Consider the following 25,573-nt stretch of genomic DNA (forward strand, 5'->3'; position numbering starts at 1 on the left):
AGCCATTGCAGCAAACCGCGCGAACGAAGCGAGGGAAAAGGGCTTAGCGGAAGAAAAAGGTGCGAAATGTGAAGCGATATCCGGCCCGATAGGACGGGCCGGATATCGGACTCAGCGAGTACGCAGCAGTCGATGGGCGAGTGGCTGGGCCGCCAGCAGGCGATAGGCCAGCAGAGACGATCCCAGCAGCAGCGGCACCTTGGCAATCTCCCACAGGATGGATGCGCCCTGCGGGCCGAACACGAAGAGCCAGACCACCAGCATCATGTGCAGGCAGTAGATCCCGAGCACTTTGGGGGCTTGACGTTCAAGCCAGCTGCCCTTGCCCAACTCGGGGTTGGCCAGCAGCAGTCCAAACAGGCCGATAGCCCAGGGAAGGGAGCCGAGCAGGAAGTCGTGGCGGGTGAGCGGCACTGCGGCAAAGTGCTGCAGCGCCCAGGCTTCACAGCCATAGAGCGCCACGCCCGCCAGCAGTAGTTGCCAGCCGGTGCGGGCATCGGGCTGCCACTGACGCTGGCGCAGCAGGGCCCCGAGCGCCACAAACAGCAGGGAGAAGAAGGGGCCGTTACGGGTGAGCAGTGGCCACTCGGCGCCCAGCAGCGGCTTGGCATAGGAGCCCCCCAGCAGCGCCAGTAGGTAAAGGCCAAGACCCAGCCAGAGGGCGAGCGATGGTCTGCCAAGCCGGTAGCAGAGTGCCAGCAGGGTCACCGCCATGACCAGGGCTGGCAGGAACCAGAGGTGGATCATGCCGCCCACCAGCCAGCCATTGAGGGGGTCGCCGAGCTGGAATTGCCACTGCCCGCGCAGGGAGGTCAGATAGCCTTGCTGCACGGCATCCAGTGGATTGAACGGCACCAGCAGGTAGACCAGACTCCACACCAGCCAGAGCAGCAGCAAGGGGCGGCAGTAGCGCCAGGCAACGGTCAGCGGCGCTTCGCGGCTCAGTCTCGGCTGCAGAAAGTAACCGGCACAGAGGAAAAACAGCGGCACGGCAAAGCGGCATAGCTGGTTGATTGTGCCGCTCAGCCAGAGCCAAGATCCGCTTTCCCACAGGGCGGGATTGAACGGATTGGCGAAGGGGGAGACGTGAATGGTCATCACGGCCAGAATGGCCAGCACCCGCCCGCACTCGATACTGGAAATACGCATGGTGGCTCGTCGTTACAGGGGTTGTGACGGCACGCTAAAATTCTTGCCGAAAACTTACAACCAATTGATTCTATTAGTGTGAATCACGCTGTTGAGTAGTTACGTTTTGTAACGGGATGGCGGAAGGTGTTACCTGTAGCGGGAACTGGATCCCATTTTTTGGGCGCGCTCATGCAGATAAAAAAGGCGAGGCAGGTGCCTCGCTTGGTTGGGGAGCTCGAGCTTACTGGTGAGTCAGCATGCTGCTCTGGTTGGCGGCCAGGGTGGTTCTGCCCGAGCTCTCCAGCCAGGTTTTGATCCGCTTGGCATCGGCGACCCGATCGTTGGTTGTCTCGGCATTGAGCAGCACCATGATCACCGGCTCACGATTGACCTTGGTACCCAGCACCAGACAGCGGCCCGCTTCGCGGATATAGCCGGTCTTGGAGAGGGTGAACTCCCATTGCCCTTCGCGGATCAACCGGTTGGAGTTGAGGTAGTGCAGCTGACGCTTGTTGGTGCGCACATAACTCTGCTCGTCGGTGGAGTACTGGCGGATCAGCGGATAGGAGGCAGCTGCGGCGGCGAGTTTGGCCAGATCCTGCGCGGTGGAGACATTGCGTGGGTTGAGCCCTGTGCTGTCGGCGTAGCGGGTATTCCACATCCCCAGCATGCGGGCTTTGGCGTTCATCGCCTCGACAAAGGCACGCTGGCCGCCGGGATAGTGGCGGGCCAGCGCCGATGCGGCGCGGTTTTCAGAGGACATCAGGGCGATATGGAGCATTTCGGCGCGGCTGAGTCTGGAACCTATGGCCAGGCGCGAGCCGGTTCCCTTGATGCGGTCGATGTCGGCATTGGTCACGGTGAGCATTTCATTCAGGCGCAGGTTGGCATCCAGCACCACCAGCGCCGTCATCAGCTTGGTGAGTGAGGCGATGGGCATTACCCGGTTGCCGTTGCGCTCGGAGATCACCTCGCCGGTTCTGTGGTTGGCCACCACGAAGGCAGCCGAGCTGAGGTTAGGCACATCCCGTCGCTCGAGAAAGCCGCTGCTGCTCTTGCTGCTGGCGGCAAAGGGGTTGGCATGGGCACTGTCCATAGTGGCCGGCAGCATTACTGCGCCAAGCAACAGGGGAAGGAGGGAACGCATCATCATGATCAGCTCTACCGGACGAAATACAGGGATATCTCGCTAAGTTATATGTCGTGAACTGGCGCTTCACAATCATTCTCACCTTGATATTGATAATTTACGGCGTTGAGCGTGCTTTGACGGCGAGGAGAGCGTAAAAGAGGTCTCCATGGAGTCTTTTTTGCATTGAAACTATGGACTGGCCGTGATGGCGAGCGGAAGCCGGCGCTAAAAAAATCGGGACCAAAACGGTCCCGATTGGCATGGAGCATTGCCTGCCGGTTAGTGGGTATCTTCCTGCTTGATCTTGAAGCGCATGGCGATCACCACGAACAGCAGCGGGCCAATGATGGTCCAGACGCCGGTGGAGATATCGCCGGAGATAAAGGGGGCCACCACGGTAAAGACGTTGCCGAAGGCGACTAGGATCAGGCTGATGATGGTGGCAAGCAGTACCGAGCCCGCGCTCTTGAAGAAGGTCAGGTCCTTGCCCAGCGCCGGGTTGTTGCGATAGCGATACCAGGCGTAGATGAGGAACATGTAGGGCAGGGTCATGCCGACGTTGGTCATGGTGATGATCAGCTCATAGAGGGCGGCGGCCCCTTCCGGGTTGATCAGGGTAAAGATGGACTTGGCGGCAATGAACAGACAGACCACCCAGGCTTGCACCTTGAGGGCTTCAATCCGCACGCCATTCTCGTTCTCGCGCTGGAAACGCTCCGGCCAGAAGTAGCTCGGGGTGCCGGTGATGAACTGGCGCAGCGGCGCGTAGGAGAGGGCGATAAAGGCACCCAGATAGCTCAGGAACATGCCCAATCCGGCAAAGCGCATGAACACCTGTCCCAGCCACTCGCCACCAAGATGGCGCCCCAGCTCCAGCATGATGATGAAGAGAGCGGAGAGAGAGGTGATCCCCTCGGCCGGGAAGTCGCTCCAGCGCATGATGGAGCCGACCGCCAGAAAGCCGATGATGTAGCAGAGCACGATGAAGGCGCCGGAGAGGAAGATGCCGCGCTTGAGGTCGCGCTCCGGATCTTCCAGCTCGTCAGCCACCCCGGCCATCGCCTCGACCCCGCCGTAGGCGAAGATGGCGAACACCATAAAGCCGAGGAAGGGGATGATGTCGTTGAAAGCGGCATTGGGAGACGCCGTCAGCGATGCCTGGGTGAAGGGCTCCTGCAGAGTCATGCCGCTCACCGCGAAGGTGAAGACGCCACCGACCAGCAGCAACACGTTGAGTGCCACCACGGAGAGACCGCCGATGGCCGCCACTTTGGCGAAGCGGGCGCTACCCAAGGTGATGAGCTTGGTGACGGTGGCAACCAGCGCGATGGCGACCACTCCCAGAATAAAGGGGCCGAAGTCGATGCCGGTGCCCAGGGTGACCGGGATGACGGTGATGTCGCGGCCAAACAGCATGAAGGAGAGGGGCACCCACATGGAGAGCGCCTTGCCAAACATCCAGATGACGTAGGAGGCGAACCACATGGTCAGACCGATAAAGGCGAATCGGGTCGAGACCGAGTGGCGCATCCAGGTAAAGATACCGCCCGCCTCTTTGCGAAAGCTGGTACCAAACTCAATCATCATCAAAATGAACGGGATGAAGAAAAACAGACCGCCGATCACGAACATCGGAATTGCGGCATATCCCATTCGGTAAAAACCGATCCCGATATTAGTGACGCCAAATACCGATGTTAATATCATCAATATAAAGGCGCCCAACTTCAGCTTTTTTGCCGACATATTAAAAACTCCCTGATGGTGCTGGATTTAAAATAATCAAAAATTAAACAGACGAAACCGGACCCATTAATAACGCGGTAGCGCCATGCCATCCTGCTGTGGCGGGCGCGATCAGGTTATCTCTGACCGGGCTGGCTTACCCGTCAGGCGGTCAATGAATGTATGGGCGGAGCGGCATGGTCTGTGCCATGCGCGGTATTGGTCAGCGTTGCCGAAAATTAACTGTGAACGATTTTATCATTAATGCTGCTGGGCAGGTAAGTTTCCCGAATGAAGCTGTGGTTGAAATAAACAGACCTGCCAGTTAATTGATACGTTGCGGATGTAAACATTTACGCCCGGGCCGAGACTTATTTCCATTATTGGTATTCGGCATATTTGGCGGAGTGAATTACGCCATCCTGCCTGATAAATCCGCACCAATGGCGACCGCGCTTATCCTCCCAGCCGGGTCAGCAGCACGCCGCCAGTGATAATGGCCGCCGCCGTCAGCCGCATGCGCCCGAGCGGCTCTTTCAGCAGCCAGACCGAGAGCAGCATGGCAAACAGCACACTGCTTTCGCGCAGAGCCGCGACCACGCCAATGGGGGCTTGGGTCATGGCCCAGATAACAATTCCGTAGGCGAGCAGTGACATGGCGCCTCCCGCCATTCCTGACAGCGCATGGCGGCGGATTTGGCGCCATGCGTTGCGCCTCTGGTGGACGATCAGCACCAGCAGCATCGCCAGCCCGGTACAGGCAAAGAGCCAGAGGGTGTAGCGTACCGGTTCACCTCCTGCGCGGGCGCCGGCTCCATCCGAGAGGGTATAGGTCGCCGTGAACATGGCCGTGATCAGTGCCGCCCGAACTGCCTTGCTGTCAAGGCGCTGCTGCCCGCCTCGCCAGGCCATCAGCAAGACCCCCATGATCAGCACGCAGGCGCCGATGATGCCGCCGTAACCGGGGTAGTCCCCCAGCAGCAGGGCACTTAACACCATGGCGAGCAGCGGGGCACTGCCACGGGCCAGCGGATAGATCTGGCCAAAATCGCCCTGATTGTAGGCATGGCTGAGAAACAGGCAGTAACCGATATGGAGCAGGACTGAGAGGCCGAGCCAGGGCAGCTCGGCAGCAGAGGGAAGCCCCATGGGCAGCAGTGCGATGGCGGCGATAAGCCCTGAGAAGATCGCCACTAGTGACACGCCTATCAGCCGCTCTTCGCCAATTTTGACCAGCGCATTCCAGCTGGCGTGAAGCAGGGCTGCCAGCAGAACGGCAAAAAAGACGGTGGTGTTCATGGGAAAGGGCTCTCGGGCGATGGGGGTCAACAGCATACCCGCCCGGAGCCTGATTGGCCGAGATCTTTATCAAGGCTTCGGCTTTTCGGGGCTCGCCTCCTGTGTGGTGGCGTTACCCAGCTGCCCCAGCACCAGTTTGGGATGGGGGTCGGTCTGCAGCGGAATATCCTGCAACTCTGTTCCCTGCTGATGGCGATGGATGATCCCGGCGGCCATCTTGCCCAGCGCCTCGTAGCTGCTGATGGTGCCAACGCTGCAGCCGTGTTCAACGAACAGCTCGGCACTGCAGATGGTAGGGATGGCGGCCTCGTTCAGTGCATTCAGCAAACGGGGGGCGATGGAGAGCAGATAGCTGTCTGCGGCCAGAAAGACGATGTCGTTTTTGGCATCCTGTTGCAGCCGCTTCAGTTCGTTGTCCAGCCGCCGTGGGTCAGGGGCCATTCGCCAGGTGACCATCTGCCACTGGTAGCGTTTCGCCTCATTGAGCAACATATCGGCCACCAGCAGGGTGTTCTGCTCACGGGGGTTGAAGGGTAGCAGCAGCCGTTTGCCGGTGGCCAGATGCTCGCTGGCGTTGGCCAGTTGCAGTGCCATCGGCACCATGTTGCTCACCCCGGCCACCATGCTGTTCTGGGCTCTGTCTTCCGAGAGGATGTCTGCCCCAACCGGATCGGATACCACGTTGAAGATCAGTGGCTTGCGGTTGGCCACCAGACTCTTGGTCATGGTGGTGGCGGTGGTGCCAAAAGTGTAGATGTAGTCGTATTCGGCCAGTTTCGGCAGCATCTGCTGGCGCAGCATGGTTGCCAGCGCCGTACGATCCTGATCGGCGTTATAGGTGGTGATGGTGGCCTGATAGCCAAGACGGGTCAGCTCTGCCCGAAAGCCCGCTTCGGCTGCGGTTTCACCGCGCCACAGCACCATGGCGATAGAGAGGGCGTGAGCGGGAAGAGCCAGCAGCAACAGCAGGACGAAAGGCAGCCTGACCATGATCATCTCTCCGGCGATACATCTACTGTTGAGCCTAGGCTACTTTATCCGGTCGTGAGCGACGCCCAGCAAAAAGCGCGATGGCAAGCCATCGCGCTTTGGGGATCCGCAAAACCTCGATTAGAAGTCGTAGCGGGCAGCCAGCTGGAAGTCATCCTTGACGTTGAGCTTGCCGCTCTCCTTGCTGTCCAGATTGTTGATGCGGTACTCGCCAATCACCCGCAGGTTCTTGTTGAATTTGTACTGGGCACCCAGGGTGTAGTAATCCACGTTGTCTTTCTTGATGCCAGCCTTGTCCTGCTCCTGTTTGTTCCACAGGGCCATCAGACCGAAGCCGTTCTCGAAGTTGTAGCCCAGCGCGGCTTCCCAACCGGTATGATCAGTGCCGGTCGCCAGGAAGTCGCTGCCATCGGCATAGCTCAGGGCGGCGTAGGCAGCCTTGTTGTCGAACTTGGCAGAGATCAGCCACAGCTTGGCATCTTCTTCACCGCTCTTGTCGCGGATACCGACGTTGTAAGCGGTACCCAGAGACAGGTTGAACGGGAAGGTGTAGGCCACGGCAGCACCGTAGGCGGCGTCGCTATCCTTGCTAGTGGTCTCTTCAGTGTCACCACCGTCGAACTTGTAGCTGGTGTCGAGCTGGAAGCCATTGAACAGACCGGAGTATTTGAGCACGGAACCGGCGCGGTTGGTGGCGAAGGTGTCAGTCTTGGCGCCCAGCGCTTCATTGCCGTAGCCGTCGGAGAGGGAAACATCAGTCCAGTCGGCCAGGAAACCCGGGGCCCCTTTCTGGCGACCGAAGGTCACGGTGCCCCAGTCAGCGCCGACACCGGCGAACGCCAGACGGGTGCGCAGGTTGTCGGAGTTCTCGCTGATGGTCTTCTCGCTGTCATTGATATACATCTGTACTTCGTACTGAGCCAGAGCCTTCAGGCCGCTCTGGATCTGGGTCTCGGCCTTGGCGCCGAAACGGACAAACTGGTTGGCACCCTGTTTGTCGCTGTATTCGCTTTTCGGTTTGCCGCTGGCATCCAGTTCCTTCTTGTCACCAAAGAAGTGGCCAGCGTAGACGCGGCCATAGAGATCCAGCATGGAGGTGTCATTTTTGTACACTTCAACGGCTTGAGCCTGGAAGGCTGCGGTGAGAGCCAGTGCCACTACAGTCAGCTTTTTCATCTTAATCCCTTGTGGTGTTGCAAGCTTTTGTTTTGAAAACGGGGTCATGCTAGGTAGCGGGGATGACAGCGGGGTGACAGTTGGATGAAGAGTCGATGGCAATTGGGTTGCAATTGGATGAATTGGCTACATTCTTGCTCGCAGCGGCTACTTTTGTGCGCAAAGGTTTGCCCTTGTGGTAGAATGCCGCCCGTTTTCGAGCTCCATAGGTTGGATATGCGATGAGACGTGAACTGGCAATCGAGTTTTCCCGAGTGACGGAAGCGGCTGCACTGGCTGGCTACAAGTGGCTCGGACGTGGTGACAAGAATATCGCTGATGGGGCGGCCGTAGCGGCCATGCGCCACATTCTCAACCAGATCGAGATCGATGGTGAGATTGTGATCGGCGAAGGTGAAATTGATGAAGCGCCGATGCTCTATATCGGCGAGAAGGTCGGTACCGGACACGGCGACGCGGTGGATATCGCGGTCGATCCCATCGAGGGTACCCGCATGACCGCCATGGGTCAGGCCAACGCGCTGGCCGTGCTGGCGGTGGGCGACAAGGGTTCTTTCCTGAAAGCGCCTGACATGTACATGGAAAAGCTGATCGTCGGGCCCAAGGCCAAAGGCGCCATCGACCTGGATCAGGCTCTCGAGCTGAACCTGAAGTCCGTGGCCAAGGCGCTGGGCAAGCCGCTCTCCCGTCTGACCGTCATTACCCTGGCCAAGCCGCGTCATGACAAGGCAATCAAGGAGATGCAGGGTCTGGGCGTGCGGGTGTTCGCCATTCCTGATGGTGACGTTGCCGCCTCCATTCTCACCTGTCTGCCGGACAGCGAAGTCGACATGCTGTATGGCATCGGCGGCGCACCGGAAGGGGTGATCTCCGCTGCGGTGATCCGCGCGCTGGATGGCGACATGCAGGCCCGTCTGGTGCCGCGTCACCGCGTCAAGGGTGACAGCCCGGAAGTGCGTGCGCTGGGCGAGCAGGAAATTGCCCGCTGCGAAGCGTTGGGCATCGATGTCAACAAGGTGCTCAAGCTGGAAGACATGGCGAAGAATGACAACGTCATCTTCTCCGCCACCGGCATCACCAAGGGTGATCTGCTGGATGGCATCACCAGCGATGGCGTGATGGCGACCACCGAGACTCTGTTGATCCGTGGTAAATCCCGTACCATTCGCCGTATCAAGTCGATCCATTACTTGGAACGCAAAGACAGCGTGGTACGCGACATCATCCTGTGATGATGGCTCGCTGAACTTCCCGTGTTGTCTGAAGCCCGATCGCCCGTGCGGTCGGGCTTTTTGTTGTGCGCCAGCTACGTTTGTGCCGCCGCTTCGGCTATGGTGGCTCAGACCGTCCCAAAGGAGTGGAGTCTATGGAGTGTCGTAGCGGCTGTGCTGCCTGTTGCATCGCCCCCAGTATCAGCAGTGCCATTCCCGGTATGCCAGATGGCAAACCGGCTGGCGTCCCCTGTATCCAGCTCGATAGCGCCCTTGGCTGCAAGATTTTCGGTCAACCGGAGCGGCCAGCGGTGTGCGGCGGTTTCCGCCCCATGATGGATGTGTGCGGCAGCCATCGCGCCGAGGCCATCTGGCTGATCGGCGAGCTGGAGCGGCTCACCACCTGACGAGTGCAGGGCGAAGAGATAAAAAAAGAGGCCGCATCATGCGGCCTCTCGCGTTTCTGTTTGCCGGGGATCAGATCCCCGCCAGTTCCAGTGCCTGACGATAGTACTCGTTGGCCTTGTTGGTAAGGCGGCGCTTGTCCATCAGCTGGCCGAGGGCGTGGTAGGCGGCGGCGCTCGGCGCCCGCTCCACCTCCTGCTCCAGCAGCTTCTGGGCATCGTCCAGCTGACCTGCCAGCAGATAGAGCTGGGCCAGTGCGGTGTCCACCTCCGGTTGCCCCTGCTGTTTTTGCAGCAGTGCCAGCAGCGGCTGGTAGCTGTCTAGTTTCAGCTTGGGCAGACGAGCCAGCAACTGGGGCATCGGCTGTTTGCGCAGCGCCTCCTGCCACAGGGTGGCAGCCTCGCCGTCGGCACCCAGCTGGCGCAGCAGATCGCCGTAGCAGGCCAGCAATTCTGGCTCAAGGCGCAGCTTGCGCGGCAGATCCTGCCATACCGCCTTGAGGGTCTCGAGGCTGCCGGCAGCCTGTTGCAGGCGGCCACACCAGGCCTGTTGCAGCAGATCTTCTTCCTGTTTCGGGGTCAGCTTGCCGACCTTGTGCAGTGTCGGGATCAGGTCGCATAGGGCGCTCCAGTCCTGACGGGCCAGATGTACCTGACGCAGCTGATCCAGCACCATGGGGTGGCGCGGGTTGAGGGCGTAGACCGACTCCAGCATCGCCAGCGCGGTATCGTACTGGCCCTGCTCGATCTGCAGCTGGGTCTGGGTCAGGGTGAGCGCCAGCTCGGCCTTGGGGTTCTCCTCCTGCGCTTTTTGCAGGTATTGATCCCGGCGGGCGTCGTCACCACGGGCCTGTGCCGCCTTGGCGGCGCTCAGGTAGTTGAGCAGCGGGGTGTCGCTGTTGCTGGCCCCCTTGATCATCAGCTTTTCAGCCTGACTGTAGTGCCCTTCGGCCATTGCCAGGGTGGCGGCGACGGTCTGTTGATTGGCCTTGCGGCGGCGGCGCGAGCCGTACCAGCCGAGGGTCTTGCGGCGCAGGCCGAATACCCGGCCCAGCAGCCACTCGACGATCAGCAGGGCGCCGTAGAACAGCACGGCCAGGATCACCGCACTGGTGACGGAGGATTCGATGGTGTAATTGCCAAGGGCAATCAGCACATAGCCCTTGTTACCGGAGGCTTGCGGGCCAAAGATCAGCCCTGCGACCATCACGGCAACCAGAATGATTATACGGATCATGGTGCCCTCCTCAGCTGCTGGCCAGAATGCGTTGCAGGCGTTCGGTCAGCACCTGCTCCAGCATGGCCTGGGTCTTGAACTGGGCCGGATAGTCGATCTGGATCTGCTCACCTTTGAGCTTGTCGATCTCGCCCTGCATGTAGCGGGTGGCGCTGTTGTCGGTGTCGAAATATTGGGTCAGCCAGCGCTGGGCCTTGTCCAGGCTGTCTTCGTAGAGGGCCTGCTGCTCGCGATAGACGGAGAGCTGGGCCTGCAACAGCTTGGTCTTGAGGTTTTCACGCAGGAAGATCTCCTGTTGCGGCGAGAGCAGCGCCTCGACCGCGCCATCGCGGCGACGGATGGTGACGAAGTTCTCGGTGAACTTGACCCAGTTCTTCTTCAGGTTGCTCTCCCACTCGTCGGGATTGGTGCTGACCGCCTGATCCGGCTCGGCCTTGGCTTCCGGCATGCTGACGGTGGAGAGGGGCAGCAGCTCGATCTGGTCGGAGAGCGCAGCTAGCTTGAGGGTCAGCCCCTCGCGGTCGATGCGCGGCATCCCCTTGAGCTTGGCGATATCCTCGGCCAGCGCCTTGCGGATCGGCATCAGGCTGGGGTCGTTGAGGGCGGCGATCCGCTCGTCGGCATTGCCGAGCAAGGTGATGGCGGAGACGAGGTCATGCTCCAGCCACAGCTTGCGGCCCGCCATTCGTACCAGATATTCGGATTCGGCCAGCATCCAGTCGTTGGGGCGCTTGTCGTTGAGATCCAGTACCCGATTCTGCAGGCCCTGCATCTCCCCTTGCAGCCGCTGCTGGGTTTGATCCAGCGCGGCCAGCTGCTCGGCATCCTTGCTGCTGGTCTGGTCGATCTTGCTCAGGGCGCTCGCCAGCTGCTGCTTGAGCTGGGCCAGTTCGGCCTGCTGGGCTACCGCATTCTTGTGACCGTGCAGATAGAGACCGCCGGTCAGGCCAAGGGCCAGCAGGATAGCAACCCCTCCCAGTACGGCACCGGAGCGGCTCTTGCTGCCATTGACCGCAGCGGTCGGCTGGGGTTTTACCTGGGATTCTTGTTGTTCTGTCATTCCATCTTCCTCAGTTCCAGTGCGGCCGTCAGGGCCTGGTTGGATGCACCTTGGGCAATCGTGATATGGATAAAGCCCGCTGCGCTGGCCATCTCGGCCACGCGCGGGCTGGGGACCACCAGCAGGCGGTCAAAAAGCCAGGGCTGCTGGCTGGTGGGAACCAGCTCCAGCAGGCGTTGCAACAGTTCACCACTGGTAATGAGCAGGCTGTCCAGCCCCGCTGCCTGCCAGTGGCGGGTTAATGTGTCCCCGTCTAGCTCGGGGTAGTGGCGCTCATAGGCCGCACAATAGTGCACCAGAGCACCGCGTGAGGCCAGCGTGCTGGCGATGAGATCCCGCCCGCCATTGCCGCGCAGGATCAGTACCCGTTTGCCTGCTACCTGCAGCAGGGCGGGCAGGGCGAGCAGCCCTTCGCTACGCGGGTCATCCGGGCAACTTGCCGTGATGCCGATGGCTGCAAACGCATCTGCGCTGGCCTGACCCACCGCAAAGTACTCAATATGTGGCCAGGTCTGACCAGTTTGCAACAGAAAATCGTGTGCAAAATGAACGGCATGGATGCTGACGGCGATAACTGCGTCGGCACTGCGCAGCAGGCCGGGCAGGAGAGGGAGTTCGCTGCCCGCCACGGTTTCCAGCAGCGGGCAGCAGAGTGGTGCATGACCGTGCTGGCGCAGCAACTGCACCAGCTCGGCGGCCTGGGCGGCCGGACGCACCACCAGCGGGATCATGCGCGGTAGACCTCGGCCAGGATCTCGTCGGCACCGGCGGCCAGCAGGCGCTGGGCCAGTTGCTCGCCGAGGGCCTCACCATCGGCCAGCGGGCCGCGGATCTCGTCACGGATTACCTGGCTGCCATCCGGGCTGCCCACCAGACCGCGCAGCCAGATCTGCTCGCCTTCGACCAGTGCGTAGGCACCGATAGGCACCTGACATCCCCCTTGCAGAGCGCGGTTCATGGCGCGCTCGGTCAACACCCGGGCGCGGGTCTCGGCGTGCTCCAGCGGCGCCAGCAGAGCGTGCAGCTCAGTATCGTCGAGGCGGCATTCGATGCCGACAGCCCCCTGACCGTTGGCCGGCAGGCTCTGCTCCGGCTCGATAAAGGCGGTGATGCGGTGCGCCATCTCCAGTCGTTTCAGACCTGCGGCGGCGAGGATGATGGCGTCGTACTCACCGGCATCCAGCTTGGCGAGGCGGGTGTTGACGTTGCCACGCAGGTCGCGGATCACCAGATCCGGGCGGGCGGCGCGCAGCTGGCACTGGCGGCGCAGGCTGGAGGTGCCGACCACGGCCCCTTGCGGCAGTTCGGCAATGGCCTTGAAACGGTTGGAAACGAAGGCATCGCGGGGATCTTCCCGTTCGCAGATGGTGTGCAGGCCGAGCCCCTCGGGGAACTCCACCGGCACATCTTTCATGGAGTGAACGGCGATATCGGCCCGCCCTTCCAGCATGGCGGTCTCCAGCTCCTTGACGAACAATCCCTTGCCGCCCACTTTGGCCAGCGGGGTATCGAGGATCTTGTCACCCTGAGTGCTCATGGGCACCAGTTCGACCTGCAACTGCGGGTGCAGGGCTTCGAGCCGGTCTTTGACAAAGTTGGCCTGCCACAGGGCCAGCGGGCTCTTGCGAGTGGCAATTTTCAGGGTTCGGGCTGCCATATCAATCAGTTGTTTCATTTTTAGAAGGAAATCGATATTACCACCCTTTGCCCGGGCTTTCATGGCGGAGCCGGCAAAAGCGGGGCCAAGCTCAAAAATGCATGCTGAAAATGATTTTCATTAAGCAAGAGGTGTTGATTAATTCATTGAATGTATTGGAATTTAATGATTTCCCCTGATACTTGATGTGGTCATACCAGAAATAATCTGGCGTTTAGCTGAAGGCTTGTTTACCACCGCTGTTTGCATTGTTAACATGATCACACTTTTTTGATGTATCCCCCTTTTTGGTGCGTCATTTTCACTTAGGTGATAGGCAGGGCATTGCAGGAACACATCGATACGCTGGTTGCGCGTTATGACGACATTACCCGTCTCAAGACGCAACGGGCGTTAGGCCTCATGAGTCGCTATGGGCAGCAGGTATTTCAACTGCTGCCTGTCATGCTGCACTTCAATCATCCCCTGCTGCCCGGTTATGTCTCCGGTGATGTCCCTCATGGCATCTGGAGCTTCAGCGCCACCGCCGAGCAGCAAGCCTTTATCGATGACCTCTGCCGCAACGCCAACTGTCAGAGCGGTCTGGCAACCCATGATCGAGCCATTCAGGGGCTCTACTCCATGGGCAGCACCTCCTCCATCGGTCAGTGCTGTCACTCCGATCTCGATATCTGGGTCTGCCACGTGGCCGGTTTGTCGCAGGAGCGGCTCGATCTGCTGGAGCTGAAGTGCCAGCAACTCTCCAAGTGGGCCGAACAGCGCGGGGTCGATCTCAACTTCTTCCTGATCCCGGAAGACAAGTTCCGCCAGACCAACGATGCCCAGATGCAGGGGGAGAGCTGCGGCAGTGCCCAGCACCTGCTGCTGCTCGACGAGTTCTACCGCAGTGCCATGCGTATCGCGGGCAAACGCTTGATCTGGTATCTGGTGCCCACCGAGTGTGATGATCACTACGATGAGTATGTGAACGAGCTGTTCGAGAGCGGCAAGCTCAAGCAGGACGACTGGCTCGATCTCGGCAGTTTTGACCGTATTCCGGCCGAAGAGTATTTCGGCTCCGCCCTGTGGCAGCTCTACAAGGGGATCGACTCCCCCTACAAGGCGGTGCTCAAGTCGGTGCTGATGGAGGCCTACTCCCACGAGTATCCCAACACCCGCCTGCTGTCGATGATTGGTCGCGACTGGTTCCAGCACAACGAGGGGATGCACTACCGGCTCGACAACTACTGTCTGATGCTGGACAAGGTGACCAACTACCTCAAGTCCATCGGCGATATGGCGCGGCTCGATCTGGTGCGCCGCTGCTTCTACCTCAAGGTGTGCGACGGTCTCAGCCATCCCAAGGATGATCACTCCCCCGAGTGGCGTCGCGAGCAGATGAGCCAGCTGGTCTCCTACTGGGGCTGGAGTCAGGACAAACTTTATCAACTCGATCATCGCCATGAGTGGAAGATCGAAGAGGTGAAGATCGCTCACGCCGAGCTGCTGGAAGCCCTGATGCAGAGCTACCGCAACCTGATCCAGTTCGCCCGCCGCAACAACATCAGCGAGTCGATCAACCCGGAAGATATCGGCATTCTGTCGCGCAAACTCTACGCCGCGTTCGAGAGCCTGCCGGGCAAGGTGCAGCGTATCAACCTCAAGATCGCGCCGGATCTGAGCGAGCCGGATCTCAGTTTCGTGCAGGTGCCGCATGGTCGCCTCAACCGCGCCGGCTGGTACCTCTACAAACATTCGCTGGAGCCGGTGGACATCATTGGCCGCGCGCCGCTGGAGTTCAACGGCTACATCAGCAAGCTGGTCTCCTGGGCCTACTTCAACGATCTGTTGACGCCCCAGTCGCGGGTGCACCTGTTCAATCAGGGTTCGGATCTGCACATCGACAATCTGCACCAGTTCTGCCGCGATCTCTCCGGCTGCTTCCCCGAGAAGTACCCGCTGGCCACCAACCTGGCCCTCAGTCGGCCGTGCGAGATCCGTCAGCTCTCCATCTTCCTCAATCTGGAGATGGACCCGACCAGTCACTGGGTCGGTCAGGTGATCGAATTTGACGCCAACACCGTGGATGTCTTCTCGTTTGGTCGCAATCAGGAGTGTCTGGTCGGCTCGGTGGATCTGGTCTATCGCAACTCCTGGAGCGAGATCCGTACCCTGCACTTCCAAGGGGATGAAGCCGTGGTCGATGCCCTCACCACCATCCTCGGCAAGATGCATCAGGATGCTGCCGCCCCCGAGATGATCGAGGTGTTCTGCTACAGCCAGCACTTCCGCTCTCTGGTGCGCTCCCGCTTCCAGACGCTGGTGGCGGAGTGTATCGACCTGCGCCTTGCCCGCGACAAGCAGCAGCTGGTCAAGACCATGGCCCTTGGCCGCGAGAAGTACGGCATCTTCTTCGAGCGGCGCGGTGTGTCGGTGAAGAAGCTGGAAAACGCCATCGATTTTTACCGTCACATCTCCCACAACAAGCTGGATCACCTGCCGCTGCGGCTCGACAAGACCCACAGCCAGCATCTGCCGAGCATCGTCGATGCCTACGCCAGCGAAGGATTGGTGCAGTTCTTCTTCGATACCCGGGATGCGGGCACCAACATCTATATCCTCGATGAGGCGAACCGGGTGGAGATCTACCAGCACTTTGCCGGCAACAAGGATGAGCTGGTGGCGGGGGTCAACCGCTTCTACACCTCCAATCACGAGCGGTTCAGCGATGATGGGCAGTTCATCAACTTCAACCTGCCGCAGTACTACGAGATAGTACAAGTGAATGGCGAGCTGGATGTGATCCCCTATCGCAGTCAGGGCACTCTGCGCGAACAGGTGCCGCCCGCTCGGGAAGTGGGCTGACCCGTCAGTTGGAATCGCAATAAAAAACGGCCTGCAGATGCAGGCCGTTTGCTTTGCCGGAAGGGCTCACGCGCCGAGGCGGGCCAGCAGCCAGCTGCGAATGTCGCCCAGCTGCGGGCGGCAGATCTCGTGACGCATCGGGTACTCGTGCCACTCGGGGGCGAGTCCGGCGCTTTCCAGCCGGTTCTTGGCATCCCAACCGAGCGACAGGCTCACCACATCGTCATAGATGCCGTGCATGTAGCAGATGGGCAGGGTGCGAGCAGCCTCGCTCATCTCGCCGAGCAGTTTGTCGGGGGCTGCCAGATAGGTGGACATGCAGAGCAGGCCCGCCAGCTGTGCCTGATAGCGCAGCGCGGTGAAGGAGGCAATTACCCCGCCCTGAGAGAAACCTGCCAGCACGATATGCTCGGGGGCAAACCCGTCGGCCACCAGCTGATCGAGCAATGCGGCAATCTGGTCGGCTGATTCACGGACATGGGACTCCACGGCCCGCTCGGCGGGATCCTCGAAGCTCCTGATGTCGTACCAGCCGCGCATCTTGAAGCCCATGTTGATGGTGATGGGGCGCTCGGGAGCATCCGGCAGCAGGTGACGCACCGGTAGCTCGGCGGGCAGATCCAGCGCGTCCACCAGCGGGGCGAGACCGGCGCCGGAATCACCCAGCCCATGCAGCCAGATCACCGCGTGACGGGCGCCCTGCGGGTGCAGGTCGATCATGGGAACACCACCTCTTCGCCCGCCTGAGCGGTGCAGGATTGGCTCAGCAGCGCCTTGAGCTCGTGGCCGAAGCGGTTGTCGATCCAGGTGTCACCCTGCAGTTCGAAGTGGAAGCCGTTCTCGCGGGTGGCGACCCAAATCTGGTGCAGTGGCTCCTGCTTGTTGATGATGACCTTGGTCTTGTTCTCGAAAGAGAGGGTCAATACGCCGCCGTTGCGTTCGCAGTCGATATCCGGATACCCCTCGTCGAGCGTGTCTTCCACATATTGGAAAAAGGCGTCGGTCAGGGCGTGATACTCGTGATCCTTCATCGGTTTATCCTGTTGCTTTTAACAATGTGAGTGCGATTATAGAGGGCCAAAAATTTTTTCGCAGCGAACCATTATGATCACCCAGTTCACCAAGTGTCTGCTTGCCACTCTTCTGTCCCTCGGGTTGGCCGCGTGCGGTCTGAAGGGGCCGCTCTATATGCCGCCCCCCGAGCAGCCACAGAGCCAGAGTACACCGCAAGCAGTACCGCCTGCGACCTCCGAGGCTGCCACCGAGGCCGCGCCGCACTAATGCCGCACCCATTCTAGGAAGGAACCGCCCCCTTGGATCACTTTAACTACGACGCCGCCGGCCAGCTTCAGGCCGAGCAAACCTCGCTGCAACAGCTTGCCGAGCAGTACGGTACCCCGCTTTACGTCTACTCCCGTGCGACCCTCGAGCGCCACTGGCACGCCTTCGACAAGGCCGCTGGCGATATTCCCCATCTGATCTGCTATGCGGTGAAGGCCAACTCCAATCTGGCGCTGCTCAACCTGCTGGCCCGACTGGGCTCGGGGTTTGACATCGTCTCCGGTGGCGAGCTGTCGCGGGTTCTTGCGGCGGGCGGTGATCCGGCCAAAGTGGTCTTCTCCGGGGTCGCCAAGAGTGAAGCGGAGATGCGCCTCGCGCTGGATAAAGAGATCCTCTGCTTCAATCTGGAGTCGGAAGCCGAGCTGGAGCGCCTCAATCGGGTGGCGGGCAGCATGGGCAAGAAGGCTCGCGTCTCGGTGCGGGTCAATCCGGATATCGATGCCGGTACTCACCCCTATATCTCCACTGGCCTCAAGCAGAACAAGTTCGGCATTCCCATCGAGCTGGCGCCAGCCATCTATCGCAAGGCAGCCGCGATGGCGAACATCGAGATTGTCGGGGTCGATTGCCATATCGGCTCGCAACTCACTGAATTGAATCCCTTTATGGAAGCGGCTGACAAGCTGCTGCGGCTGATCGACGGTCTGGCTGCAGAAGGCATTCATATCCACCATCTGGACGTGGGGGGCGGCCTTGGGGTCAACTATGGTTCCGAGCAGCCACCCCATCCGACCGAGTATGCCGAAGCGCTGAAGCAGAAGCTGGCGGGCCGGGATCTGACCCTGCTGTTCGAGCCGGGCCGTGCCATCGTCGCCAATGCCGGCGTGCTGCTGACCCGGGTCGAGTACCTGAAACCGGGCGAGACCCGCAACTTTGCGCTGATCGATGCCGGCATGAACGACATGCTGCGCCCCTCGCTCTACGGCGCCTGGATGAACATCATCGAGGTGGATAGCCGTGCCGGTCATGCTCCCGCGATCTATGACGTGGTGGGCCCGGTGTGCGAGACCGGCGACTTCCTCGGCAAGGAGCGCACCCTGGCCATTGCCGAGGGCTCCCTGTTGGCAGTGCGTTCGGCCGGAGCCTACGGCTTTACCATGTCATCCAACTACAACACCCGTCCGCGCGCAGCCGAAGTGCTGGTGGATGGTGCCGAGGCACACCTGATCCGCGAGCGTGAGCAGTTGGCCGATCTCTGGCGCGGTGAGCACCTGCTGCCCTGATGCAGTAGATAGAGACGACAGAATTTTACAGCCCTGACAGCACAGGAGTGCGCGATGTGGACAGATTGTTCCAGGATGCATGGGGCTGTGGCCAATGACTTCATAGTGGTTGATGGTGAGTATTTACAGCCCTAACAGCACAGGAATGCACGATGTTGACAGATTGTTCCAGGATGCATGGGGCTTTGGACAACGACTTCATGGCGCTTGGCGACCCTTGGTTCGGTGAATTTTTACAGCCCTAACAGCACAGGAATGCACGATGTTGATAGATTTTTCCAAGATGCATGGCTTGGGCAACGACTTCATGGTGGTGGATGGCGTCACCCAGAAGGTATTTTTCAGCAATGACGTCATCAAGAAGCTGGCAGATCGCCACTTCGGGATCGGCTTTGACCAGCTGCTGCTGGTGGAGCCGCCCTATGACCCTGAACTCGACTTTCACTATCGCATTTTCAATGCCGATGGCAGCGAGGTGGAGCAGTGCGGCAACGGCGCCCGCTGTTTTGCCCGTTTCGTGCGTCTCAAGGGGCTGATCAACCGGGATCGCATCGCGGTCAGTACCGCCCGGGGTCGCATCGTATTGCAGCTGGAGGGGGAGAATCAGGTCACGGTCAACATGGGTGTTCCCCAGTTTGAGCCGGGCAAGATCCCGTTCCGGGCCCAGAAGGCAGAGAAAACCTATCTGCTGCGGGCGCAGGAGCATACCGTGATGTGTGGCGTGGTCTCCATGGGCAATCCCCACTGTGTCATCGAGGTGCCTTCGGTCGCCGATGCGCCGGTCGAGACGCTCGGTGCCATCATGGAGCGCCACGAGCGTTTTCCCGAGCGGGTCAACGTCGGTTTCATGGAGATGGTCAATGCTACCGAGATCAAGCTGCGTGTATTCGAGCGGGGCTGTGGCGAGACCCTGGCCTGCGGCACCGGTGCCTGTGCGGCGGCGGTGATTGGCATCAGTCAGGGCAAGCTCAAGGAGCGGGTCACCGTCAGCCTGCCGGGCGGCAAGCTGACTATCGCCTGGAAGGGGCCGGGCCAGCCGGTCTATATGACAGGTCCCGCCGAGCATGTGTTTGACGGCCAGATAGAGGTTTAGCCGATAAAGGTTCAGGTACGGGGGGCGTTGGCCCCCTTTGCCCATGATGTCGGGGCAGCGAGCCCCATTTCTCTGATGGATCAACCAATTTATGAGCGAACTCAAACGGCAGGAGCAATCGGTGGATGAAGCCACTGTGCTGGAGTACCTGGCCCGTTATCCCGAGTTTTTCCAACGCCATGCCGCCGTGCTGGACCGGATCCGCATTCCCCATGAACGCAAAGGGTCGGTCTCGCTGGTCGAGCGCCAGCTGGAGCGTCAGCGCGAGCGGATCGAACAGCTGGAGCAGGAGATCACCGAATTGATGGGGATCGCCAGCGAGAACGAACGGATCTTCCGGGTCTATGCCGATCTCTACGGCGAGCTGTACGGTTGCCAAACTCTGTTCGAAGTGAGTGCCGTGATGGGCAAGGCTTTTGTCCAGCGGCTGCGCCTGACCGGGCTGCGGCTCTGGCTCAATCCCAAGAAGTTTGCCCTGAGCGGGCCAGAGCAGCGTTTTCTGGCACAGGGCAAGCAGCTCGAATCCCTGCTGGGTCAGCGTCTGCCGGGGCAGGATTACTACTTTGGCCGCCTGAGCCAGAGCGAGAAGCAGGCGCTGTTTGGCCACGATGTGCTGGTCAACTCGGTGGCCCTGATGCGGCTCGGCGATCTCGGTGTGCTGGCCTTCGCCAGCTCGGATCCCGGCCACTTTACTCCCCACAACGACACCCTGCTGCTGGGCCAACTGGGGCGCCTGCTGCAACTGCGTTTGCCCGAGTTGACTCATGGCTAGAACATCGGCCAGGGCTCCCGCCAAAGCTCCCGTCGTCGCACCGCCACTGCCTGCGGCACTGGCGGACGAGCTGGCGGCCTTTATCGAATACCTGAGGGTCGAGCGTCAGCTCAGCCCTCATACCCGCAATAACTATCAAGCCCATCTGGAGGCGATGACCGCCGAGCTGGTGGCCCTCGGGCTCACTGACTGGGGTCGGCTCGAGGCGAGTCAGGTGCGCACTCTGGTGACCCGGATGCACAAGGGGGGACTTGCTCCTCGTTCCCTTTCCACCAAGGTCTCTGCCCTGCGCAGCTTTTGCGACTGGCAGGTGCGGCAGGGTCGGCTGACCGCCAATCCGGCCCGTGGCATCGTCACCCCCAAACAGGGGCGGCCGCTGCCGAAAAACCTCGATGTGGACGAGATGCACCAACTGCTCAACATCACCGACGAGCAGGATCCGCTGGCGGTGCGGGATCGCGCCATCATGGAGCTGATGTACTCCTCAGGGCTGCGTCTGGCCGAGCTGGTGGGGATCAATCTGGTGGATCTGAAGCTCGACGACCGTCAGCTCAAGGTGACTGGCAAGGGTTCGCGGGAGCGGGTGCTGCCCATCGGCCGGATGGCGGTCGAGTGGCTGCAGAAGTGGCTCAAGGTGCGCCCGCTGCTTGCCGGGGACGAGAGCGAGGCGCTGTTTGTCTCCAGCCGCAAGCAGCGGCTGTCGGCGCGCTCGGTGCAGGCCCGCCTCGATGGCTGGGGCAACAAGCAGGCGCTCAACGCCCACGTCCATCCCCACAAGCTGCGCCATAGCTTTGCCACCCATATGCTGGAGTCTTCCGGCGATCTCCGGGCGGTTCAGGAGCTGCTGGGACATGCCGACCTCTCCACCACCCAGATCTATACCCACCTCGACTTCCTGCATCTGGCCAAGGTCTACGACAGCGCTCACCCCAGGGCCAAGCGTGACCCGGATGCGCAGGATGATGAATAACGGGCCCTGAGCACCGTTGCAGAGGAGAGTCCATGCACTTCTATCGCCGCTGGCAGCCGGTTGCTGCCATCTCGTTTGACCTCGATGACACCCTCTATGACAACGGCCCCGCCATCGTGAGCGCCGAGCAGTGGATGCTGAGCCATCTGCGCAGCGAATATCTGGCGACAGCCATGCTCGACAAGCAACGCTGGCTGGAGCTAAAACGCGCCGTGTTGCTGGCCAACCCCGAGCTGCGCCACGATGTCAGCCTGGCGCGTCAGCAGACCATCCGTACCGCCATGGTCGAGGGTGGGATGGCCGACCAGCAGGCCAGCCGCGAGGCGGAGCAGGTGTTTGCTGCGTTTCTGGCAGAGCGCTCGAAGATCGAGGTGAGCGAGTCCACTCATCAGCTGCTGGCCAGACTGGCCGAACGCTATCCGCTGGTGGTGATCACCAACGGTAATCTGGATCTGGTTCAGGCCGGGCTGGATCGCTACTTCACGCTGGTCTGCAAGGCGGGGGCGGGCGCCAGAATGAAACCGGCGCCGGATATGTTTGAGCAGACCCGCAGTGCCCTCAAGCTGCCTGCGGAGCGGATCCTCCATGTTGGGGATCATCCCGAGACCGATGTGCTGGGTGCCCGTTTGCACGGCTTTCGCGCCGCCTGGCTCAACGAGCGGCAGCAACCGTGGCAACAGCTGCAACTGTTGCCGGACGTGGAGCTGACGGCACTGGAGGAGCTGGCTGAGCTGCTGCTCTGATGGCGCTGGCGGGTGGCCCGGCTCAGGCGGTAAGGGCTGTCATCGAATAGCGATATATGGCAAGGGGTGACGCCCGCTATTTGCGACAAATCAACCCGAGCAGGGTGTTGCGATCGCGCTGGTTGACGCGGCAGTAGCTGATGCCGACGGGCAGCGCCTGCTGCAGGGTGATGGCGCTGTTCTGATAGCGGCAGACCAGATAGAGCGGGCGCAGGCTGCTATCGAGCTGGCTCCAGTAGTGGATCTCGTCGCTGTCGCCATTATCCGGTTTGAGTTGGGCCAGCTCGGTAGGATCTCCGTCGAACAGGGCCAGATTATCGAGCCGGTGGCTGAGGGTTTCGTCCGGTTTGCCATCGTCATTGCGGGTGAACGCCTGCCAGCCCTGCTGCGGGGTCAGCAGCTGCTGGCGACTCTCGATGGTGGCGGGACAATCAAATTGCAGGCTGGCGGCAAGGGCGAGGGTGGTCAGTAACATGGCTGCGGTTCTCTCTTCACGTCCTCAATACGATGCCATGCTACGTCATCTTCCGCCGAACAGCTTCATCAGCTTATCAAGCAGATCAAGCTGTTGTGGTGGCTGTTTCATGGCTTCCGCTTCCCGCTCCAGCAGCGCCTGCTGCTCCTGCTGGCGGTCGCTCAGCACCCGGTAGAGGGGCTCGACCAGCGCCTCGCGCTGCATCACCAGCTCCTGAAACATTGCCTGATTGATGCGATAGGTTTCGACGGTGGCCACCGCCCGCACCGTGAAGGAGCTGGGCTCGCCGGTGAGCAGGCTCAGTTCGCCAAAAAAGTCTCCCGCGTTGAGCGTACCGAGTTTCAGCTCTCGCCCTTCGACATTGACCACCATCTCGGCCTCCCCTTTGACCAGCACGAACAGCCAGCTGGAGATATCCCCCTGCTCCAGCATGATGTCGCCGCTGACGAAGGGGGCGAACTTCACCTGATCGGCCAGCTGAAGCAGCTCATTCTCCTGCAACATGGCAAACAGCGGCAGCTTGCGCAGGGTATCGGTTCGTTCGGCGGTGTGGCGCTTGTGGCGGGCATCCAGATGCTGCTTCTCCTTGGCCATAAAAACGTTGAAGATTGGCGGGGTGAGGCGGCGATCGTTGCGGCGCAGGGCGGCATCGATCAGGCTGCGCACCATGGAGTCGGTCGGATCGTCGCGAGCCAGGTCAGTGAGCCAGTAGCGCACCGCATAGCGGGCGATGCCCCCTTCGACATTCATCAGCAGGCAGTCCGGTTGCGGATGCTTGGCGACGCAGGGGAGCTTGGTCTCCCGCAGAGATTTCTCGATCAGCGCGATGATCTGGGTCGGCAGGGTATCCAGGGTCAGATCGAACCAGACCCAGCGCCGCCACTGCAAGGGTTCGCCACGGCGACGCCCGAGCACGGTGAAGCGCTGTTTAAGCAGGTGGCTGTTGGGGATGACGACTGTCTCCCAGTTGCGGGTCTCGATGGTGGTGGCACGCCAGTTGATCTCCACCACCCGGCCCTGGGTGGTATCCACTTGCAGCCAGTCACCGATGGCGATGGAGTTGTCGAGCTGAATGGAGACCCCGGCCAGCAGGTTGCCAAGGGTGTCCTGCATGGCGAAGGCGATAACCGCGGTGATGACCGCCGAGGTAGTGACTATCTCCCCGAGCGCCATGCCGGAGGCGTAGAGGCGAAACAGACCCCAGCCGATATAGCCGATGGTGATGACGATATCGGCGATGATCCGCGGGATCCGCACATGGCAGAGGGGGAGCAGAAACTCGAACAGCAGGATCCCCCATATCTTGACCAGTATCAGGCCAGCCAGCAGGGTGGAGATCTCGATCAGCAATTGATGGGGCAGCGGCAGTTTGAACCAGCCCCCTTCCAGCTGGATCAGCAGGATCACCACCGCGCTAATCATCACGAAACTGAGCTCGGAGAGCAGCTCCCGTCGCTGTCCCGGACGGCGCCAGAAGTGGAGCAGCATCAGGGAGAGGGTGAGCAGGGTCCAGAACGGGTGTTCGCCAATCCAGATCAGCGTCGGTAGCGCGGTGAGGTTTTCGCCAGCCATAGCAGCACCTTATTGTGGTTTTATTTCCAGCATAGCTGCTACGGCGCGGGGAAATAGTGCGTTGGGGCGGCAATTTATTTATCCTGTGCAGAACCGGGCAAAGGAGTGCGATTGAGTGAAATTTTCAAAGAAAATCATCTGTTTGATGGCCCTGTTGCCATTGGCTGGCTGCGACCTGCTGGCCGAGAAATATCGGGTCGAATTCCGGGATGGCTCCTGGCGTGAAATAGCCATTACCCCCTTCTCCAGTGAGGCACGCTGGCGCGAGGGGTGTGCCACCGGCGAGGTGCTGAGCGACATGAAGGTGCCCATCAAGCGGGGTGACACGGTCAATGGCCGCGAGCAGTTGCTGATTGGCGGCGAGAAGTTCGAGCTGGATGATAACAACCTCTACCGCAGCAACGGTATGGTGTTTGGCCATTCGCCTGACCATATCCAGCGCGGGCTCAAGGGGATGGATATCTGCCGCACCTTGCGCCCCGAGCGGGGTGGACTGCCCAAGCTCAAGGCGCGCGGGTTTGGCGACTGAATCGATGAGGGGTTACCTCGCTGCCATCAATGCACTGCGTTGGCGGCAGGCATCGCCAAAGGCTTGAAAGATCTTGATGGAGTGGGGGTTTTCATTGGCTTTCCACTCCGGATGCCACTGCACTGCCAGCAAAAAGGGTGACAGTGCGGGAGCATGAAGTGCCTCTATCAGCCCATCTTCGGCGTGGGCCAACGGCTCCAGACCCTTCCCCAACCGGTTGATGCCCTGTCCATGCAGGGAGTTGACCGGAATCTGTTCTTCCCCCATCAGCTTGGCAAACCAGCTGCCCGGCAGCAGTTTGATCTGATGGCTCGGCCCATACTGCTCGTCGACCGGATCGTCGGCATCCTCCCGGTGATCGTCATAACCCGGCTCGTTATAGACCTTCTGATGGATGTCTCCCCCCAGCGCCACGTTGATCTCCTGCATGCCGCGGCAGATCCCGAGGAGCGGCAAGCCACGGGCGAGCGCCCCCTTGATGAGGGGCAGATCGAACAGGTCGCGATCCCGATCCTGTTGTTTCTCCGGCGTGAGGTTCTCCTGGCCGTAGAGGGCTGGATCGATGTTGGAACCGGCGCCGCTCAGATAGACCCCATCGGCGAGATCCAGATACTGCTCCAGATCGGCGGTGCCGCAGCAGGTGGGTACCAGCAGCGGGACGCAGCCGCTTATTTCCACCAGCGGCATGATGTATTTGTGGGTCATCACCTGATAGGCGTGGCCGTTGCGGGGCTGGGCACCCATGGTCATCAGCACGACAGGTTTACGGGGAGCGGGAGGCTGGGGATTTGGCATAGGGCACCTTGATTATCCTTGGCGTTGAAGTCTCATCCTGCGCCTTGGGCAGGCCCTTGCAAACCGGCAGGGCAAGGGCATGCCTCAAGGCATGGTCATGGGATCCCGCGTCGGGCCGGGTGGCAGAATCGTTGGTCAGCCTAGGCAGCGACGGCATGGATCCTCTCTTCAGTCTGCCAAGGCCGTTCAATATG

The 25,573-nt window shown here is 60.6% G+C and carries 25 protein-coding genes; 10 read left to right on the forward strand and 15 right to left on the reverse strand.

The genetic code is table 11. The features are described 5' to 3' along the window. Window positions 1-111: 111 nt before the first annotated feature. The 6 genes from AB5Y71_RS03765 to AB5Y71_RS03790 form a co-directional block, all read right to left on the reverse strand. Window positions 112-1,149, reverse strand: a complete 1,038-nt coding sequence (locus tag AB5Y71_RS03765) for an acyltransferase (protein WP_368171037.1) — start codon at window positions 1,147-1,149, stop codon at window positions 112-114. Window positions 1,150-1,372: 223 nt separating this feature from the next. After that, a complete protein-coding gene (pbpG, locus tag AB5Y71_RS03770) occupies window positions 1,373-2,284 on the reverse strand; it encodes a D-alanyl-D-alanine endopeptidase (RefSeq protein WP_019444871.1) in 912 nt (303 codons plus the stop codon). A 258-nt stretch (window positions 2,285-2,542) separates the two neighbouring features. Beyond that, window positions 2,543-4,009: a glutamate/gamma-aminobutyrate family transporter YjeM gene (yjeM, locus tag AB5Y71_RS03775; protein ID WP_368171038.1), complete on the reverse strand. Its 1,467-nt coding sequence runs from the start codon at window positions 4,007-4,009 to the stop codon at window positions 2,543-2,545. Window positions 4,010-4,444: 435 nt separating this feature from the next. Beyond that, window positions 4,445-5,323, reverse strand: coding sequence for an EamA family transporter (locus AB5Y71_RS03780; RefSeq protein WP_368171039.1), 879 nt, complete (start codon window positions 5,321-5,323; stop codon window positions 4,445-4,447). A 33-nt stretch (window positions 5,324-5,356) separates the two neighbouring features. Further along, on the reverse strand, window positions 5,357-6,277 hold the full coding sequence (locus AB5Y71_RS03785) for an ABC transporter substrate-binding protein (protein ID WP_368171040.1): 921 nt from the start codon (window positions 6,275-6,277) through the stop codon (window positions 5,357-5,359). Window positions 6,278-6,397: 120 nt separating this feature from the next. Further along, window positions 6,398-7,453: a porin gene (locus tag AB5Y71_RS03790; protein WP_368171041.1), complete on the reverse strand. Its 1,056-nt coding sequence runs from the start codon at window positions 7,451-7,453 to the stop codon at window positions 6,398-6,400. Between the two features lie 221 nt (window positions 7,454-7,674). Between AB5Y71_RS03790 and glpX the strand changes: the two genes are divergently transcribed. Both glpX and AB5Y71_RS03800 read left to right on the forward strand, forming a co-directional pair. Then, entirely contained in the window at window positions 7,675-8,685 is a 1,011-nt protein-coding gene (gene glpX / locus AB5Y71_RS03795; RefSeq protein ID WP_005336386.1) for a class II fructose-bisphosphatase, read from the forward strand. A gap of 134 nt (window positions 8,686-8,819) precedes the next feature. Next, entirely contained in the window at window positions 8,820-9,071 is a 252-nt protein-coding gene (locus AB5Y71_RS03800) for a YkgJ family cysteine cluster protein (protein WP_005336384.1), read from the forward strand. 70 nt (window positions 9,072-9,141) lie between these two features. Here AB5Y71_RS03800 and AB5Y71_RS03805 read toward each other — a convergent pair whose 3' ends face one another. Genes AB5Y71_RS03805 through hemC form a run of 4 tightly spaced genes read right to left on the reverse strand, consistent with a single transcriptional unit; the run spans window position 9,142 to window position 13,022 of the window. After that, window positions 9,142-10,305 (reverse strand): heme biosynthesis HemY N-terminal domain-containing protein, encoded by a 1,164-nt coding sequence (locus AB5Y71_RS03805; protein WP_139731421.1) that lies wholly within the window; start codon window positions 10,303-10,305, stop codon window positions 9,142-9,144. A 10-nt stretch (window positions 10,306-10,315) separates the two neighbouring features. Further along, window positions 10,316-11,365 carry a uroporphyrinogen-III C-methyltransferase gene (locus AB5Y71_RS03810; protein ID WP_005336380.1) on the reverse strand — a complete coding sequence of 350 codons (1,050 nt, stop codon included), beginning with the start codon at window positions 11,363-11,365 and terminating at the stop codon, window positions 10,316-10,318. Continuing rightward, window positions 11,362-12,096 (reverse strand): uroporphyrinogen-III synthase, encoded by a 735-nt coding sequence (locus AB5Y71_RS03815; RefSeq protein WP_368171042.1) that lies wholly within the window; start codon window positions 12,094-12,096, stop codon window positions 11,362-11,364. Before AB5Y71_RS03815 ends, AB5Y71_RS03810 begins: the two co-directional genes overlap by 4 nt. Further along, window positions 12,093-13,022 carry a hydroxymethylbilane synthase gene (hemC, locus tag AB5Y71_RS03820; RefSeq protein ID WP_136501663.1) on the reverse strand — a complete coding sequence of 310 codons (930 nt, stop codon included), beginning with the start codon at window positions 13,020-13,022 and terminating at the stop codon, window positions 12,093-12,095. The genes AB5Y71_RS03815 and hemC overlap by 4 nt, the downstream gene beginning before the upstream one ends. A gap of 324 nt (window positions 13,023-13,346) precedes the next feature. On the opposite strand from hemC, the gene AB5Y71_RS03825 reads away from it, so the two are divergent. Next, window positions 13,347-15,866 (forward strand): class I adenylate cyclase, encoded by a 2,520-nt coding sequence (locus tag AB5Y71_RS03825; protein ID WP_021231823.1) that lies wholly within the window; start codon window positions 13,347-13,349, stop codon window positions 15,864-15,866. Window positions 15,867-15,932: 66 nt separating this feature from the next. Here the strand turns inward: AB5Y71_RS03825 and AB5Y71_RS03830 are convergent, their stop codons facing one another. Together AB5Y71_RS03830 and cyaY are read right to left on the reverse strand one after the other, a co-directional pair. After that, complete coding sequence (locus tag AB5Y71_RS03830) at window positions 15,933-16,586, reverse strand: alpha/beta hydrolase (protein ID WP_368171043.1); 654 nt, start codon at window positions 16,584-16,586, stop codon at window positions 15,933-15,935. Further along, a complete protein-coding gene (cyaY, locus tag AB5Y71_RS03835) occupies window positions 16,583-16,897 on the reverse strand; it encodes an iron donor protein CyaY (RefSeq protein WP_069554181.1) in 315 nt (104 codons plus the stop codon). Before cyaY ends, AB5Y71_RS03830 begins: the two co-directional genes overlap by 4 nt. A 73-nt stretch (window positions 16,898-16,970) precedes the next feature. Between cyaY and AB5Y71_RS03840 the strand changes: the two genes are divergently transcribed. The 6 genes from AB5Y71_RS03840 to AB5Y71_RS03865 all read left to right on the forward strand — a co-directional run bounded on the left by AB5Y71_RS03840 (window position 16,971) and on the right by AB5Y71_RS03865 (window position 22,008). Then, a complete protein-coding gene (locus AB5Y71_RS03840) occupies window positions 16,971-17,147 on the forward strand; it encodes a lipoprotein (RefSeq protein ID WP_081990731.1) in 177 nt (58 codons plus the stop codon). A 32-nt stretch (window positions 17,148-17,179) separates the two neighbouring features. Further along, on the forward strand, window positions 17,180-18,430 hold the full coding sequence (gene lysA, locus AB5Y71_RS03845) for a diaminopimelate decarboxylase (RefSeq protein WP_123172212.1): 1,251 nt from the start codon (window positions 17,180-17,182) through the stop codon (window positions 18,428-18,430). A gap of 262 nt (window positions 18,431-18,692) precedes the next feature. Then, window positions 18,693-19,523 carry a diaminopimelate epimerase gene (dapF, locus tag AB5Y71_RS03850; protein ID WP_005336371.1) on the forward strand — a complete coding sequence of 277 codons (831 nt, stop codon included), beginning with the start codon at window positions 18,693-18,695 and terminating at the stop codon, window positions 19,521-19,523. Window positions 19,524-19,614: 91 nt separating this feature from the next. Next, window positions 19,615-20,295: a DUF484 family protein gene (locus AB5Y71_RS03855; protein WP_005336370.1), complete on the forward strand. Its 681-nt coding sequence runs from the start codon at window positions 19,615-19,617 to the stop codon at window positions 20,293-20,295. Beyond that, window positions 20,288-21,265, forward strand: a complete 978-nt coding sequence (xerC, locus tag AB5Y71_RS03860) for a tyrosine recombinase XerC (protein ID WP_368171044.1) — start codon at window positions 20,288-20,290, stop codon at window positions 21,263-21,265. The genes AB5Y71_RS03855 and xerC overlap by 8 nt, the downstream gene beginning before the upstream one ends. A gap of 32 nt (window positions 21,266-21,297) precedes the next feature. Further along, window positions 21,298-22,008, forward strand: coding sequence for an HAD-IA family hydrolase (locus AB5Y71_RS03865; RefSeq protein WP_368171045.1), 711 nt, complete (start codon window positions 21,298-21,300; stop codon window positions 22,006-22,008). A gap of 76 nt (window positions 22,009-22,084) precedes the next feature. Here AB5Y71_RS03865 and AB5Y71_RS03870 read toward each other — a convergent pair whose 3' ends face one another. Then, entirely contained in the window at window positions 22,085-22,483 is a 399-nt protein-coding gene (locus tag AB5Y71_RS03870) for an STY0301 family protein (RefSeq protein ID WP_368171046.1), read from the reverse strand. A gap of 45 nt (window positions 22,484-22,528) precedes the next feature. After that, on the reverse strand, window positions 22,529-24,055 hold the full coding sequence (locus AB5Y71_RS03875; RefSeq protein ID WP_368171047.1) for a cyclic nucleotide-binding domain-containing protein: 1,527 nt from the start codon (window positions 24,053-24,055) through the stop codon (window positions 22,529-22,531). A 145-nt stretch (window positions 24,056-24,200) separates the two neighbouring features. On the opposite strand from AB5Y71_RS03875, the gene AB5Y71_RS03880 reads away from it, so the two are divergent. After that, the gene (locus AB5Y71_RS03880) at window positions 24,201-24,584 is read left to right on the forward strand and encodes a hypothetical protein (RefSeq protein ID WP_040069030.1); all 384 of its coding nucleotides are present in this window, start codon (window positions 24,201-24,203) and stop codon (window positions 24,582-24,584) included. A gap of 12 nt (window positions 24,585-24,596) precedes the next feature. Here AB5Y71_RS03880 and AB5Y71_RS03885 read toward each other — a convergent pair whose 3' ends face one another. Beyond that, entirely contained in the window at window positions 24,597-25,379 is a 783-nt protein-coding gene (locus tag AB5Y71_RS03885) for a gamma-glutamyl-gamma-aminobutyrate hydrolase family protein (RefSeq protein WP_368171048.1), read from the reverse strand. Window positions 25,380-25,573: the final 194 nt, after the last annotated feature.

The organism is Aeromonas sp. R9-2 (assembly GCF_040908025.1).
Classification (GTDB): Bacteria; Pseudomonadota; Gammaproteobacteria; order Enterobacterales; family Aeromonadaceae; genus Aeromonas; species Aeromonas veronii.

Coding starts and splice junctions, on each gene's coding strand:
- AB5Y71_RS03765 (WP_368171037.1), bottom strand. CDS start 1,149: ATGCGTATTTCCAGTATCGAGTGCGGGCGGGTGCTGGCCATTCTGGCC.
- pbpG (WP_019444871.1), bottom strand. CDS start 2,284: ATGATGATGCGTTCCCTCCTTCCCCTGTTGCTTGGCGCAGTAATGCTG.
- yjeM (WP_368171038.1), bottom strand. CDS start 4,009: ATGTCGGCAAAAAAGCTGAAGTTGGGCGCCTTTATATTGATGATATTA.
- AB5Y71_RS03780 (WP_368171039.1), bottom strand. CDS start 5,323: ATGCTGTTGACCCCCATCGCCCGAGAGCCCTTTCCCATGAACACCACC.
- AB5Y71_RS03785 (WP_368171040.1), bottom strand. CDS start 6,277: ATGGTCAGGCTGCCTTTCGTCCTGCTGTTGCTGCTGGCTCTTCCCGCT.
- AB5Y71_RS03790 (WP_368171041.1), bottom strand. CDS start 7,453: ATGAAAAAGCTGACTGTAGTGGCACTGGCTCTCACCGCAGCCTTCCAG.
- glpX (WP_005336386.1), top strand. CDS start 7,675: ATGAGACGTGAACTGGCAATCGAGTTTTCCCGAGTGACGGAAGCGGCT.
- AB5Y71_RS03800 (WP_005336384.1), top strand. CDS start 8,820: ATGGAGTGTCGTAGCGGCTGTGCTGCCTGTTGCATCGCCCCCAGTATC.
- AB5Y71_RS03805 (WP_139731421.1), bottom strand. CDS start 10,305: ATGATCCGTATAATCATTCTGGTTGCCGTGATGGTCGCAGGGCTGATC.
- AB5Y71_RS03810 (WP_005336380.1), bottom strand. CDS start 11,365: ATGACAGAACAACAAGAATCCCAGGTAAAACCCCAGCCGACCGCTGCG.
- AB5Y71_RS03815 (WP_368171042.1), bottom strand. CDS start 12,096: ATGATCCCGCTGGTGGTGCGTCCGGCCGCCCAGGCCGCCGAGCTGGTG.
- hemC (WP_136501663.1), bottom strand. CDS start 13,022: ATGGCAGCCCGAACCCTGAAAATTGCCACTCGCAAGAGCCCGCTGGCC.
- AB5Y71_RS03830 (WP_368171043.1), bottom strand. CDS start 16,586: ATGATCGACCTGCACCCGCAGGGCGCCCGTCACGCGGTGATCTGGCTG.
- cyaY (WP_069554181.1), bottom strand. CDS start 16,897: ATGAAGGATCACGAGTATCACGCCCTGACCGACGCCTTTTTCCAATAT.
- AB5Y71_RS03840 (WP_081990731.1), top strand. CDS start 16,971: ATGATCACCCAGTTCACCAAGTGTCTGCTTGCCACTCTTCTGTCCCTC.
- dapF (WP_005336371.1), top strand. CDS start 18,693: ATGTTGATAGATTTTTCCAAGATGCATGGCTTGGGCAACGACTTCATG.
- AB5Y71_RS03855 (WP_005336370.1), top strand. CDS start 19,615: ATGAGCGAACTCAAACGGCAGGAGCAATCGGTGGATGAAGCCACTGTG.
- xerC (WP_368171044.1), top strand. CDS start 20,288: ATGGCTAGAACATCGGCCAGGGCTCCCGCCAAAGCTCCCGTCGTCGCA.
- AB5Y71_RS03865 (WP_368171045.1), top strand. CDS start 21,298: ATGCACTTCTATCGCCGCTGGCAGCCGGTTGCTGCCATCTCGTTTGAC.
- AB5Y71_RS03870 (WP_368171046.1), bottom strand. CDS start 22,483: ATGTTACTGACCACCCTCGCCCTTGCCGCCAGCCTGCAATTTGATTGT.
- AB5Y71_RS03875 (WP_368171047.1), bottom strand. CDS start 24,055: ATGGCTGGCGAAAACCTCACCGCGCTACCGACGCTGATCTGGATTGGC.
- AB5Y71_RS03880 (WP_040069030.1), top strand. CDS start 24,201: ATGGCCCTGTTGCCATTGGCTGGCTGCGACCTGCTGGCCGAGAAATAT.
- AB5Y71_RS03885 (WP_368171048.1), bottom strand. CDS start 25,379: ATGCCAAATCCCCAGCCTCCCGCTCCCCGTAAACCTGTCGTGCTGATG.